This window comes from Nonomuraea endophytica (assembly GCF_014203235.1).
GTDB lineage: Bacteria > Actinomycetota > Actinomycetes > Streptosporangiales > Streptosporangiaceae > Nonomuraea > Nonomuraea endophytica.
In genome coordinates this window covers 32,310-45,059 of sequence record NZ_JACHIN010000004.1, presented here as the reverse complement: position 1 = coordinate 45,059, position 12,750 = coordinate 32,310, and the positions used below count along the sequence as shown (strand labels likewise).

13 protein-coding genes are annotated in these 12,750 nt (G+C 71.1%); 11 read left to right on the top strand and 2 right to left on the bottom strand.

The annotated features are described in order from the left end of the window. Window positions 1-11 precede the first annotated feature (11 nt). The 11 genes from HNR40_RS15705 (at window position 12) to HNR40_RS15655 (ending at window position 11,922) form a co-directional block, all read left to right on the top strand. Window positions 12-1,253, top strand: coding sequence for a replication-associated recombination protein A (locus HNR40_RS15705; RefSeq protein ID WP_246509185.1), 1,242 nt, complete (start codon window positions 12-14; stop codon window positions 1,251-1,253). Window positions 1,254-1,258: 5 nt separating this feature from the next. Further along, window positions 1,259-1,645 carry a VOC family protein gene (locus HNR40_RS15700; RefSeq protein WP_312896369.1) on the top strand — a complete coding sequence of 129 codons (387 nt, stop codon included), beginning with the start codon at window positions 1,259-1,261 and terminating at the stop codon, window positions 1,643-1,645. 82 nt (window positions 1,646-1,727) lie between these two features. Beyond that, on the top strand, window positions 1,728-2,603 hold the full coding sequence (locus HNR40_RS15695; RefSeq protein WP_184961819.1) for a hypothetical protein: 876 nt from the start codon (window positions 1,728-1,730) through the stop codon (window positions 2,601-2,603). Then, window positions 2,600-3,817 (top strand): methyltransferase family protein, encoded by a 1,218-nt coding sequence (locus HNR40_RS15690; RefSeq protein ID WP_312896368.1) that lies wholly within the window; start codon window positions 2,600-2,602, stop codon window positions 3,815-3,817. The genes HNR40_RS15695 and HNR40_RS15690 overlap by 4 nt, the downstream gene beginning before the upstream one ends. Window positions 3,818-4,054: 237 nt before the next feature. Then, window positions 4,055-4,441 carry a DUF948 domain-containing protein gene (locus HNR40_RS15685; RefSeq protein ID WP_221340450.1) on the top strand — a complete coding sequence of 129 codons (387 nt, stop codon included), beginning with the start codon at window positions 4,055-4,057 and terminating at the stop codon, window positions 4,439-4,441. Then, the gene (locus HNR40_RS15680) at window positions 4,438-4,668 is read left to right on the top strand and encodes a hypothetical protein (protein WP_184961818.1); all 231 of its coding nucleotides are present in this window, start codon (window positions 4,438-4,440) and stop codon (window positions 4,666-4,668) included. Before HNR40_RS15685 ends, HNR40_RS15680 begins: the two co-directional genes overlap by 4 nt. Before the next feature lie 18 nt (window positions 4,669-4,686). Next, complete coding sequence (alaS, locus tag HNR40_RS15675) at window positions 4,687-7,359, top strand: alanine--tRNA ligase (RefSeq protein ID WP_184961816.1); 2,673 nt, start codon at window positions 4,687-4,689, stop codon at window positions 7,357-7,359. Between the two features lies 1 nt (window position 7,360). Then, window positions 7,361-7,843: a Holliday junction resolvase RuvX gene (ruvX, locus tag HNR40_RS15670; protein ID WP_184961814.1), complete on the top strand. Its 483-nt coding sequence runs from the start codon at window positions 7,361-7,363 to the stop codon at window positions 7,841-7,843. 257 nt (window positions 7,844-8,100) lie between these two features. Beyond that, entirely contained in the window at window positions 8,101-9,342 is a 1,242-nt protein-coding gene (gene mltG / locus HNR40_RS15665; RefSeq protein ID WP_312896367.1) for an endolytic transglycosylase MltG, read from the top strand. 211 nt (window positions 9,343-9,553) lie between these two features. Beyond that, window positions 9,554-10,702: an endolytic transglycosylase MltG gene (mltG, locus tag HNR40_RS15660; RefSeq protein WP_184961812.1), complete on the top strand. Its 1,149-nt coding sequence runs from the start codon at window positions 9,554-9,556 to the stop codon at window positions 10,700-10,702. A gap of 386 nt (window positions 10,703-11,088) precedes the next feature. Next, entirely contained in the window at window positions 11,089-11,922 is an 834-nt protein-coding gene (locus HNR40_RS15655) for a shikimate dehydrogenase (protein ID WP_184961810.1), read from the top strand. Here the strand turns inward: HNR40_RS15655 and HNR40_RS15650 are convergent. Next, window positions 11,897-12,313, bottom strand: a complete 417-nt coding sequence (locus tag HNR40_RS15650) for a type II toxin-antitoxin system VapC family toxin (RefSeq protein WP_184961808.1) — start codon at window positions 12,311-12,313, stop codon at window positions 11,897-11,899. The two genes, HNR40_RS15655 and HNR40_RS15650, sit on opposite strands and share 26 nt — an antisense overlap. After that, on the bottom strand, window positions 12,310-12,567 hold the full coding sequence (locus HNR40_RS15645) for a type II toxin-antitoxin system Phd/YefM family antitoxin (protein ID WP_184961806.1): 258 nt from the start codon (window positions 12,565-12,567) through the stop codon (window positions 12,310-12,312). The genes HNR40_RS15650 and HNR40_RS15645 overlap by 4 nt, the downstream gene beginning before the upstream one ends. Window positions 12,568-12,750 lie beyond the last annotated feature (183 nt).

Below are 12,750 nucleotides of genomic sequence, written 5' to 3'. Positions count from 1 at the left end.
TCGCCGTGCGGATGCGCCCCCGCACCCTCGACGAGGTGATCGGCCAGCGGCACCTGCTCGGTCCCGGCACGCCGCTGCGCCGGCTGGTCGAGAGCGAAGCGCCGATGTCGCTGTTCCTCTGGGGGCCGCCCGGCACGGGCAAGACCACGCTCGCGTACGTGGTCTCCAACGTCACCAAGCGCCGCTTCGTCGAGATCTCCGCCGTCTCTGCGGGCGTCAAGGACGTGCGCGCCGCCATCGACAACGCCCGGCGCGAGCTCGGCATGACCGGCCGCCAGACCGTGCTGTTCGTCGACGAGGTCCACCGCTTCAACAAGGCCCAGCAGGACGCGCTGCTGCCCGCCGTCGAGAACCGCTGGGTCACCTTCATCGGCGCCACCACCGAAAACCCGTACTTCTCCGTCATCTCCCCGCTGCTGTCGCGCTCGCTGCTGCTGACGCTGGAGTCGCTGTCCGACGACGACATCCGCGCCGTCCTGGAGCGCGCCGTCGCCGAGGAGCGCGGCCTCGGCGGCCGCGCGAGCCTGGCCCCCGAGGCCCTCGACCATCTCGTACGGCTGGCGGGCGGCGACGCCCGGCGCTCCCTGACCTACCTGGAGGCGGCGGCGCTCCTGGCCGACGACATCACCGTCGAGGTGGTCGAGAAGGCCGTCGACAAGGCGGCCGTCCGCTACGACCGCCAGGGCGACCAGCACTACGACGTCATCAGCGCCTTCATCAAGTCGATGCGCGGCTCCGACGCCGACGCCGCGCTCCACTACCTGGCCCGCATGATCGAGGCGGGCGAGGACCCCCGCTTCATCGCCAGGCGCATCGTCATCTTCGCCTCCGAGGACGTCGGCATGGCCGACCCCACCTGCCTGCAGACCGCGGTGGCCGTGGCCCAGGCCGTCCAGCTCATCGGCCTGCCGGAGGGTCAGATCAACCTGGCGCACGCGGTCATCCACTGCGCGATGGCCCCGAAATCCAACGCCGTGGTGAAGGCCATCGGCGCCGCGGCGACCGACGTGCGCAAGGGCCTCATCGGCCAGGTGCCCGGCCATCTGCGCGACGCCCACTACGCGGGCGCGGCCAAGCTCGGCCACGGCGACGGCTACAAATACCCGCACGACTTCGACCACGGCGTCGTCCGCCAGGACTACGCGCCGGAGCAGGTGCGCGAGCGGCGTTATTACGAGCCGACCAAGCACGGCGCGGAAGCGCCGGTCGCCGAGCGGTGGGCCAAGATCCGCGCCTTCCTCCGGGGCGAGTGAGCGCCGTGCACGGCACGCTCCACCACGTCGAGCTCTGGGTCGACTCCCTGAGTGAGGTCCTGCCCGGCTTCGCCTGGCTGTTCGAGCGGCTGGGCTACACGGAGTTCCAGAGCTGGGAGGGCGGGCGGTCCTGGCTGCTCGGCGCCACGTACGTGGTGCTGGAGGAGTCGCCGGCCCGCGTGCCCGGCCGCCACGACCGGCTGCGCGCCGGGCTCAACCACCTCGCCTTCCACGTGGACGACCCCGACGCGCTGGCCGAGGAGGCGGGCGAGCACGGCTGGACGCTGATGTTCGCCGACCGCCACCCCCACGCGGGCGGTCCCGCCCACCACGCGGCCTACCTGGAGAACGCCGCGGGCTTCGAGATCGAACTGGTGCGCGCCACCGGCTGAGGGCGACCCGGGTCTTCTGCCCGGCCGAGCTTTGTCGTATGGTTTGAGCGTTCGATTAAAGCATTCGGTTAAGGGGTTCGCGATGGAGCGGAAAGCCGCCCGCATGACCTTGGCGGGCGTGGTGAGCGCGCTGTTCGCGGCGATGGTGGTCTACCGGCTGCTGCACGCCGGCGGGCTGGAGCAGACGGCGGTGTTCTACGTGGGCGTGCCCGCGATCATCGCGATCACCGTGGTTCTGGTCGCCAAGCCGCGCTCGGCCCTGGGGGTGGTGATGGCGGTCATCACCGTCGGGCTCGCGCTGGCCGGCCCGCTGCTGGGCGAGGGGATCGTCTGCCTGGTGTTCGCCGCGCCGCTGTTCTACCTGGTGGGGGCGCTGTTCGGGACTTTCGCCGACTACCTGAGCGCCGAGAGGCCCAAGGGCCCGCAGATCCTCGCCGCGCCGCTGCTCATGCTGGTCATGCTCGAAGGGACCGGCGAGGCCACGTCGATGCCGCGTGACGAGATGGTCAGCGCGTCCGTGGCCGCCGCCGGGGACGTGGCCGCCGCGCTGGCCGCGCCGCCCCGCTTCGCGCCCTTCACCTCGACCGTGCTCAAGCTCGGCTTCCCTCGGCCGCTGTCGGCGAGCGGCACCGGGCTCGAACCCGGCGCGACCCGCGAGATCGTCTTCAACCCGCGCCGCTCCCTGGGCATCGGGGCCAAGCCCGAGCCGCGCTCGATGACGCTGCGGGTGAAGGAGAGCGCCCCAGGCCGGGTGGTGTTCGAGGTGGCCCGCGACACCACGCTGGCCCGCTGGCTGGAGCTGCGCGAAGCCGCGTTCACCTGGAACGGCGTCCGCCTCACCGTCGCGCTCAGCTACCGCAGGACCTTCGACCCCTCCTGGTACTTCGGCCCGATCCAGAGTTACGCCGTCACCGAGGCCGCCGGTTACCTGGCCCAGACCTTCGCCGGTGCCCGGTGAGCGCGACCCTGATCAGGGGGCTCGGTCTGATGCTGCCCCTGGCCGCCGTCCTCGTGGCGGCCCTGCTGGCCGCGCGGGCCGACCGGCTCGGGCCGCCGCGTATCGCCGCCGCCATCCTGGCCACCGGCTGGAACGCCATGGTGCTCATGGCCGTCAACCAGAGCGGCTGGTGGACCTTCCACGCCGAGGGCGGCACGCTGGCCGGAGTGCCGCTCGACCTGCTGCTCGGCTGGGCGCTGCTGTGGGGCGCGCTGCCCGCGCTGGCCTTCCCCGAGGCGCCCCTGGCGCTCGGCGCCGCCGGGCTTGCCTGGTTCGACCTGGCGGTGATGCCGATGGCCGAACCGGTGGTGGTGCTCGGGCCTGACTGGCTGATCGGCGAGACGGTGGCGGTCGGGCTCGCGCTCGTGCCCGGACTGCTGCTGATCCGCTGGACCGTGCGGGGGACGCTGCCTCTGGCCCGCGCCGGGTTCCAGGTGGTGCTGGCCGTGGGGCTCGGGGTCGTCGCGCCCGTGCTGCTGCTCGGGGCTTGGCGGCAGCCCGCCTGGGTGCTGGCGCTGATGGCGCAGGTGCTGGCGGTGCCGTTCGTGATGGGGGCGTCGGCGGTGCGGGAGTTCGCGAGGACGGGCGGGGGCACGCCCTTTCCGTACGACCCGCCCCGCCGGCTGGTGACCGGCGGGCCCTACGCCTATGTGCGCAATCCCATGCAGGTGGCGATGACCGCCGGGTACGTGCTGCTGGCCGTACTCGACGTGCGCTTCCTCGCCGCCGCGGCGATCAGCTTCGCCTACGGCGCCGGGCTGGCGGCCTGGCACGAGGGCGAACAGCTCACGCGGCGCTTCGGCGCCGGCTGGGCCGCCTACCGGGCCGCCGTGCGGGCATGGCTGCCGCGCTGGCGGCCCGCCGCGGTGCCCGCGACCGTGTACGTGGCCGCCACGTGCGGGCAGTGCTCCCAGGTCGGCGCCTGGATCGAGCGCCGCGGTCCGGTCGCGCTGCGGGTCGTCGCCGCGGAGACCCACCCGGCCGGGCTGCGCCGCATCACCTACGAGCGCGCCGACGGCCTGCGGGCGCAGGGCGTCGCGGCCATCGCGCACGTGCTCACCCACGTCCACCTCGGCTGGGCGCTGGCCGGCTGGCTGCTCCAGCTGCCCTGCGTGAACGGCTTCGCCCAGCTCTGCGTGGACGCGTTCGGCGGCGGCCCCCGCGAACTCGTCTGAAAGCCCGCTTGGGTGAGCCCCACCGAGGCCGTCGCCCGCTTGGGTGAGCTCACCGAGGTCGGCGCGCGTTTCGGTGGGCGTGCTGCGGACACGGTGCTGTGGCAGGTGGCGGGTGGTGCCTGAGCGGCTGCCGGTGGGCCGCACACGCGCGCTGGGCCCTGCCGCCGACCTTTGATGCCCTCTTCTGTCGGGCGGACGCGATAGGGTCTTGGCGTTCCGGCCCAGCGTAAGAGGGAGATGAGCGGAGTGCTTACCGCTGGAGAGGTCGCCGGGCTGATCGCCGCCACGGGCTGGATAGTCCTGGTCTGCGTGCTGGCCATGGTGCTCGTCAAGCTCGCCCGGCTGCTCACCGAGACCACCAAGATGGTCTCCGACCTGAGCGCGCGGGTGGTGCCGTTGCTCGAAGACGTCACCGTCACGGTCAACGAGGCCAACCGCCAGCTCGTCGCGGTCGAGGCGATCACGAAGGACGTCAAGCAGGTCAGCTCGCACGCGGCCAAGCTCAGCGGGGTGACGCAGACGATCTTCACCGGCCCGCTGATCAAGGTCTCGGCGCTCAGCTACGGTGTGCGCAGGGCGATCCAGGCCCGCCGCCCGCACCGCAAAGTGAGGCGGCACGGATGATCCGCCGCCTGTTCTACCTGTCGCTCGGCGCGTTCACCGCCGTTTGGGTGATGCGCAGGCTGCAGGCCCTGCGTCCCGAGCATGTCGCCCGCCGTACCGTGAACAACGCGGCCGGGCTGCTTGAGCAGGTGAGAGACTTTACCTCGGACGCGCTCGGCGAGGCCGCCGAGCGCGAAACCATGTTGCGCGCCCGCTTCGGGCTCGACAACAGTGACAACCACCACTGATTGCAAAGGATGGCTGATATGGAGTCGGCAGAAATCGCTCGCCGCTTCCTGCGCTTCTTCGAGGAGCGTGGGCACAAAGTAGTGCCCTCGGCCAGCCTGATCGCCGAAGACCCCACGTTGCTGCTGGTGCCCGCGGGCATGGTCCCGTTCAAGCCGTACTTCCTGGGGCAGCGCAAGCCTCCGGCGGCCCGGCTGGCCAGTGTGCAGAAGTGCGTGCGCACGCCCGACATCGAAGAGGTCGGCAAGACCACGCGCCACGCGACGTTCTTCCAGATGCTCGGCAACTTCTCCTTCGGCGACTACTTCAAGGACCAGGCGATCCCCTTCGCCTGGGAGCTGCTGACCAACGCCGAGTCCGACGGCGGCTTCGGCTTCCCGGAGGAGAAGCTCTGGGTGACGGTCTTCCTCGACGACGACGAGGCGATCGACATCTGGCACAACAAGGTCGGCGTGCCCATGGAGCGCATCCAGCGCCGCGGCCTGGAGGACAACTACTGGCACATGGGCGTGCCCGGCCCCGGCGGCCCCTGCTCGGAGATCTACTACGACCGCGGCCAGGAATACGGCAGGGACGGCGGCCCGGTGGCCGACGAGGACCGTTATCTCGAGGTCTGGAACAACGTCTTCATGCAGTACCAGCTCAGCGCGGTGCGCTCGAAGGTCGACTTCGACGTCGCGGGCGAGCTGCCCGCCAAGAACATCGACACCGGCATGGGCCTGGAGCGCATGGCGACGATCCTGCAGGGCGTCGACAACCTCTACGAGATCGACACCACCTACAAGATCCTCGACAAGGCCGCCGAGCTCACCAAGACCCGCTACGGCCGCGACCCGCGCGCCGACATCAGCCTGCGGGTGATCGCCGACCACGTCCGCACCGGCACCATGCTGGTCGCCGACGGCGTCGCGCCCAGCAACGAGGGCCGCGGCTACGTGCTGCGCCGCATCCTGCGCCGCTCGATCCGCAACCTGCGCCTGCTGGGCTCCGGCGAAGAGCGCTACATGCACGAGCTCACCGACGTCACCATCGACGCGATGGGCGAGACCTACCCCGAGCTCAAGGCCGACGCCCCGCAGATCCACGCGGTCGTCGACGCCGAGGAGGCCTCCTTCCTCGGCACGCTGCGCACCGGCACCGCGATCTTCGACGTCGCGGTCGAGGAGACCAAGCGCAAGTCCGGCCGCACGCTCTCCGGCGACCAGGCCTTCCAGCTCCACGACACCTATGGCTTCCCCATCGACCTCACCCTGGAGATGGCGGCCGAGCAGGGCCTGCAGGTCGACGAGGACGGCTTCCGCCGCCTCATGAAGGAGCAGCGCGAGCGCGCCAAGGCCGACGCGAAGGCCAAGAAGACCGGCAATGCCGACATCTCCGTCTTCGGCACGCTGCTGGAGAAGGCGGGCAAGGTCGAGTTCCTCGGCTACGACGCCACCGAAGCCGACTCCACCATCCTGGGCATCCTCGTCGACGGCGCCACCGTGCCCGTCGCCGGCAAGGGCGCCACGGTCGAGATCGTGCTGGGCCGTACCCCCTTCTACGCCGAGGGCGGCGGCCAGCTCGCCGACCAGGGCGTCATCCGCACCAGCGGCGGCGAGGCCGAGATCCTCGACGTGCAGTCGCCCATCGGCGGCCTGGTCGTCCACCGCGGACGCGTGCGCGAGGGCGAGATCAGGGCCGGCGACGAGGCGCACGCCGAGATCGACATCGAGCGCCGCCGCGCGATCTCGCGCAGCCACAGCGCCACCCACCTCGTCCACCGCGGGTTCAAGAACGCGCTCGGCGAGACCGCGGCGCAGGCCGGCTCGGAGAACTCGCCCGGCCGCTTCCGCTTCGACTTCACCGCCGCCGGCGCCGTGCCGCAGAGCGTGCTGCGCGACGTCGAGGACGAGGTCAACGCCATCCTCATCAACGACCTCCAGGTCAACGCCTTCTACACCACGCAGGCCGAGGCGCGCGCCATGGGCGCCCTGGCCATGTTCGGCGAGAAGTACGGCGACGAGGTCCGTGTCGTCGAGATCGGCGACTACTCCCGCGAGCTGTGCGGCGGCACCCACGTCCACAGCTCCGGCCAGCTCGGCCTGGTCAAGGTGCTCGGCGAGCAGTCCGTCGGCGCCGGCGTGCGCCGCGTCGAGGCGCTGGTCGGCATCGACGCCTTCCGCTTCCTGGCCCGTGAGAGCCTGCTCGTCGCCCAGCTCACCGAGCAGCTCAAGGCCCGCCGCGAGGAGCTGCCCGAGCGCATCGAGGGCATCGTGTCCCGGCTGCGCGTCGCCGAGAAGGACCTGGAGAAGCTGCGCTCGGCCCAGGTGCTCCAGATCGCCGGCGAGCTCGCGGCGCAGGCTCGTGACCTGCACGGAGTCTCCTTCGTCGCGCACCGCGCGCCTGATGGAACCGGTGCCGATGACCTGCGTAAGCTCGCGCTTGATGTGCGCGGCAGGTTCCCGGCCGACCGCCCGGCGGTCGTCGTGATCGCTGGGGCCCCCACCGAACGGCCCGTGGTGGTTGCCGCGGTCAACGAGGCGGGACGCGAGCGTGGTCTCAAGGCCGGGCGACTGGTCGGCGTCGCCGCCAAGGCACTTGGGGGTGGCGGTGGCGGCAAGGACGATGTCGCGCAGGGCGGTGGCACCGACGCGGGCGCCGTCGACCAGGCGCTGCAGGCTGTCGAGCGGTCCGTCGGTGAGCAGCTCACCTGACATGAGGTTCGGCACAAGGCTCGGCGTCGACGTCGGGTCCGTACGCATCGGCGTGGCCCGCAGCGACCCCTCGGGACTGCTGGCCACCCCGGTCGAAACGGTCAGGCGCGGCAAGGGCGACCAGACCAGGATCGCGGCGATCGCCGCCGAGCACGAGGCGATCGAGGTGATCGTGGGCCTGCCCACCTCGCTGTCCGGCCGCGAGGGGCAGGCCGCCGAGCTGGCCCGCGCCTTCGCCCGCTCTCTTTCGGTACGGCTGGCGCCCATCCCGGTCCGGCTCTACGACGAGCGGCTGACCACGGTCGCCGCCCAGCAGGGGCTGCGGGCCAGCGGGGTCAAGGCCAAGAAGCAGCGCGGGGTCGTCGACCAGGCGGCCGCCGTGGTGCTGCTGCAGGACGCCCTCGACCGGGAACGCGCCACAGGCGAGCCACCCGGCAGACCCGTCGATCCGCCCGCCGGGGCGGACGACGGGACGGCCCGGTGAGCGGAACCGAGCACCCGGCCGACTCTGCCCCGGACTCCCGTCCCGAAGACCCATCACCCGAAGACGCACCGTCTCCGGAGCCTTCGCCTGCGGAGAAGCCGGCCGGGGGTGCGTCGTCTTCGGCCGCCGCACCTGCGGAGCCGGCCGTGCCCGCGGAGCGGTCGTCGGCGGGAGCCGCGCCTACGGAGCGGTCGTCTGTGGGCGCCGCGCCCGCGGAGCCGTCGGCTGCGGGGGAGCGGGCCGGGCGGGGGGCCTTTGTGCCTGAGCAGGGGTCGCCGGGAGGCGAGGCGGGGTCCAGGGCTGGGCAGGATCGGGCCTGGGATGGGGCGGGGCTCGCCGCCGCCGTTCCGCCCCAGGGCGGGGCCAAGGACGACCCGGGCTCGCTGGCCGAGGAACTGCTGGCCGGTGGGGAGATCGACGTGGCCGAGGAGGTGGGCGCGGAGACCGTGCCCCTGCCCGCCCAGCGTGGTCTCACCCGGCGGACCAAGGGGTTGCTGGTGGCCGGGTTCGCCGCGTCGGTGGTGGCGGTGGGTGTGGGTGGTTATGTGGTGGCGAAGCCGTACCTGCTGCCCGATGACTTCGACGGGCAGGGGAGCGGCGCGGTCACGGTGCGCATCCAGCCCGGCTCCAGCGCGGGAGAGGTCGGCGCGGCGCTGACGGCGGCGGGGGTGGTGGCGAGCGCGCGTTCGTTCATCAACGCCACCGAGCAGAAGGCGGTCGCCGACCGGCTGCGGCCGGGGCACTACCGGCTGCGCAAGGGCATGGCGGCGGGGGCGGCCGTGGACATGCTGCTGCATCCCGGGTCGCGGGTCGTGAAGAAGGTGTCGGTGCCGGAGGGCATGCGGGCCGAGGAGGTGTTCCGGCGGGTGGCGGCCCAGGGCGGGCTGCCGCTGAACGAGCTGCGCTCGGTCGACACCGACCTGCTCGGGCTGCCGGAGTACGCGCGGGGCGTGGAGGGGTTCCTGTTCCCGGCGACGTACGAGATCGACCCGGACTCCTCCGCCACGGACGTGGTCGCGGCGATGGTGGAGCGGTTCACGACGGCGGCCAGGGAGGTGAAGCTGGCGCAGCGTGCTCCCGAGGTGAACCTGACGCCGCTGGAGGTCGTGACGGTGGCCAGCATCGTCCAGGCCGAGGGCGGCAGGGACGCCGACTATCCGAAGATCGCCAGGGTGATCTACAACCGGATGGGGCTGGGCATGCCGCTGCAGCTCGACACCACCGTGCTGTACGCCCAGAGCCGCCGCACGCTCAAGGTCTCGGAGAAGGACACCCGGGTGCGCTCGCCGTACAACACCTACCTCCGCGAGGGGCTGCCGCCGGGACCGATCTCCAACCCTGGAGAGAAGGCGCTGATGGCGGCTTTGAACCCTGCCGAGGGTGATTGGTACTGGTTTGTCACCACCGATCCGGAGCATAGAATCACGAAATTCACCGATAAAGAGAGTGAGTTTGTGAGATACCGGGAAGAGCTGAACGAATACCTCGGGACCAACTGATGCTCGTCGGGACACCCCCCGTCCCGCAGGGACTGTCCCTGCGCCGCCCCGCGGAAGGGGCGCACGCACTCTCAGCGTCCCCTAGCATGGCTACTCAGAGTGATCATCGCTGGTCATCCGCTTGTGACCGGCGGTTCCCCCCGTTCCGCTCGGTAACCCTCGCCGGTCTTGACGCCAGGCCGGTCATACCGGGAGATTGGCCATCGCAGCTATGAACGATCTCGACATGGACCTCCTCCTCGGCCCCGAGGACGACAACGGACGCTCGCGCCGCCAGAAGGGCAACGGCCGGCGCGGGCGACGCCGTCGCCGCCGTCGCAACCGCGGCGGTTTCCTGGCGCCGCTGCTCGCGCTCATCGTCTTGCTCGGCATCGTCGGCGGCGGTGGCTACTACGGCTACCTGTGGGTGAGCGACCGCCTCGTGCCCGGCGACTTCTCCGGCCCCGGCAGCGGCTCGGTCGCCCTGGAGATCAGGCAGGGCCAGAGCGCCACCGACGTCGCGGAGGAACTCGAGCGCCTCGGCGTCATCAAGGACTCCAGAGCCTTCATCAACGCCGTCACCAACTCCGGCAAGAGCGCCTCGCTCGTCCCCGGCCACTACACGCTGCGCAAGCAGATGCGCGCCGCCGACGCCGTCACCGAACTCGACTCGAACAACCGGCAGTACACCGAGGTGACGCTCAAGGAGGGCCTGCGCCTCAGCGACACGTTCACGCAGCTCGCCGAGAAGACGAAGGTCCCGGCCAAGGACTTCACCGCCGCCGCCAAGAAGGCCGGCGACCTCGGCCTGCCCGACTACGCCAAGGGCCGCCTGGAGGGTTACGCGTTCCCCGCGACCTACCAGTTCCCGCCGAAGTCGAGCGCGACCGCGATCCTCACCAAGATGGTCGACCGCTTCAAGGAGACCGCCGACCGGACCGGCCTGGAGGCGGGCGCCAAGGACCTCGGCCGCACACCGCACGAGATCATGATCATCGCGAGCATCATCCAGGCGGAGGCCGGGCGCCAGGAGGACATGGGCAAGATCTCCCGCGTCGTCTACAACCGGCTCGCCCACAAGCCGGAGATGCACCTGAAGATGGACAGCACGGTCATGTACGCGCTCGGCAAGTACAAGACGGCCGCCACCTTCGCCGAGACGAAGACGCCGTCGAAGTACAACACGTACCTGCACCTGGGCCTGCCGCCCGGCCCCATCGCCAACCCGGGCGACCACGCGATCGAGGCCGCGCTCAACCCGACGCCGGGCACATGGCTGTACTTCGTCGCCACCGACCCGAACAGCCAGGTCACCAAGTTCGCCACCACGGACGCGGAGTTCCAGGTTCTCCTGAACGAATACAAGAAGAACGGCGGCTGACCGGAGACGTTTCCCATGGCCCGTCCTCGGCGGGCCCTCTCTTAAGGCCACTTTCCGTTGCGGTGGGCCCTCTCTGAGGGCCACCTTTCCGTTACGGCAAGCCAGCGAGACGCCACCCGCCGTCGCGGGCGGGCGCAGGTCGGGGGGATCGCTTCTCACGTCGGACACACTCCCCGCCGCAACGGCCCGCCTCGGCCCGCCAAGTGGTGTTCCCCGGCCCCCTAAGTGGTGTCCCGGCCCGCCAAGTGGCGTTCTGGCCCACAGGTAGTTGTCCCTGGGGCGTCAAGTGGTGTTCCTGACCCGCCAAGTGGTGTTTTCCTGGGCCGTTGATTTTCGGCTGGATTGGTGGCGGGGGTAGGGTCCTCCCCTGGATAGGGAGGGGTTTCATGCGGGCAGCGGTTCTCGGTTCGCCGATCGCGCATTCGCTCTCGCCGTACCTGCACAGGGCGGCGTACCAGGCGATGGGCCTGGACGACTGGACCTACGACGCCTTCGAGTGTGATGAGGCGGGGCTGCCCGCGCGGATGGCGGGCCTGCGCGGTGAGGTCGGGGAGTGGGCGGGGCTGTCGCTGACGATGCCGCTCAAGCGGGCCGTGCTGCCCTTGCTGGACACCGTCTCCGAGCTGGCCGTTGATGTTGGCGGGGCCAACACGGTCGTGTTCCGGGACGGTTCCGCGCATGGTGAGAACACCGACGTGTACGGGATCGAGCGGGCGCTGGCCGAGGCGGGGGTGCCGCGGCCGGGTTCCGCGCTGGTGCTGGGCGGGGGAGCGACCGCCGGTTCGGCGCTGGCGGCTCTGCGGAACCTGGGGCTGGAGCGGGTGACGCTGGCCGTACGGGATGCCGGGCGGGCGGCCGAGACGGCCGGGGTGGCCGAGCGGCTGGGGGTGGCGCTGCGGGTGGCGCCGCTGGACGAGCTGGACGACCTGCTCGGCGTCGATCTCGTGGTCTCCACGCTGCCGGCCGGCGCGGCCGACGGTTACGCGGGGGCGCTGGCGGGTGTGCCGGCGTTGTTCGACGTGGTCTACGCGCCGTGGCCCACGAAGGCGGTGGCCAGCGTGCGGGAGGCGGGCGGGCGCGTGGTGGGCGGGTTCGCGATGCTGCTGCACCAGGCGGTGCGGCAGGTGGAGCTGATGACCGGCCGCGCGGACGTCCCGGTGGAGGCCATGCGCGCGGCCGGCGAGGCGGAGATCCTCAGACGGGCCAGTCGAATGGATTGACGATCCGCAGGTCGAGCCCGTTGAAGTCCTTGACGTTCCGGGTGACGAGCGTCCAGTTGCGGGTACGCGCGGTGGCGGCCATGAGCCCGTCGACGACGGGAATGGGGCGGATGGCGTTGAACCGGCCCCACTCCTCGGCCACCTCGGTGGTGACGGGCAGGATCCGCGTGGCGAACTCGGCCTGAAGCCTGGTGAGCCAGGCCTCGTGCGCGGCGGCCTGCACCGGGTCGTGGCGCCTGGAGAGCTCGATGCCCTTGCGGATCTCACCCATGACCAGGACGCTCAGGTAGAGCGTCGGCCCGTTGATCGTCTCCAGCCAGGCGGCCACCCCCGGATCCCGGTGGCGCTTGGTCATCTCCGAGACGACGTTGGTGTCCAGCAGGTAGGTCACCAGTCGGTCCCCAGGTCGACCTCGCGGGGCAGATCGCGGGACCGGGTGAGGTCGAGGTCGCTGAGGTCGGGCCCGGACATGAGGAACTCCTTGAAGTCGGGTTCTCCGCCCTTGAGGCGCCGGTACTCGGCCATGTCGATGATCACGGCGACGTCCTCGCCGTGCCGGGTGACGATCTGGGGGCCTTCGTCGTGTGCCCGCCGCACCACCTCGCTGAAGCGCTGCTTGGCCTCCTGGAGCTGCCATGAGGACATGGACCCGCCTCCTGTCTAGTCTGTCTAGATTAGCAAGTCGGCCCGGTAACACACAGTGATAGCAAGTCGACGCTCCCGGCTCGGGATGATTCGAGGAACTCGGTGTGTTGTGGTAACGTAACTCCCTGATCGGTCCGGCATGCCTTGCTGGACGCGCAAGCGGAGGTCTACCTCCCACCTGAG

Coding starts and splice junctions, on each gene's coding strand:
- HNR40_RS15680 (WP_184961818.1), top strand. CDS start 4,438: ATGATCCGCCGCCTGTTCTACCTGTCGCTCGGCGCGTTCACCGCCGTT.
- HNR40_RS15655 (WP_184961810.1), top strand. CDS start 11,089: ATGCGGGCAGCGGTTCTCGGTTCGCCGATCGCGCATTCGCTCTCGCCG.
- ruvX (WP_184961814.1), top strand. CDS start 7,361: ATGAGGTTCGGCACAAGGCTCGGCGTCGACGTCGGGTCCGTACGCATC.
- mltG (WP_184961812.1), top strand. CDS start 9,554: ATGAACGATCTCGACATGGACCTCCTCCTCGGCCCCGAGGACGACAAC.
- HNR40_RS15645 (WP_184961806.1), bottom strand. CDS start 12,567: ATGTCCTCATGGCAGCTCCAGGAGGCCAAGCAGCGCTTCAGCGAGGTG.
- HNR40_RS15685 (WP_221340450.1), top strand. CDS start 4,055: ATGAGCGGAGTGCTTACCGCTGGAGAGGTCGCCGGGCTGATCGCCGCC.
- HNR40_RS15705 (WP_246509185.1), top strand. CDS start 12: ATGCGCCCCCGCACCCTCGACGAGGTGATCGGCCAGCGGCACCTGCTC.
- alaS (WP_184961816.1), top strand. CDS start 4,687: ATGGAGTCGGCAGAAATCGCTCGCCGCTTCCTGCGCTTCTTCGAGGAG.
- HNR40_RS15695 (WP_184961819.1), top strand. CDS start 1,728: ATGGAGCGGAAAGCCGCCCGCATGACCTTGGCGGGCGTGGTGAGCGCG.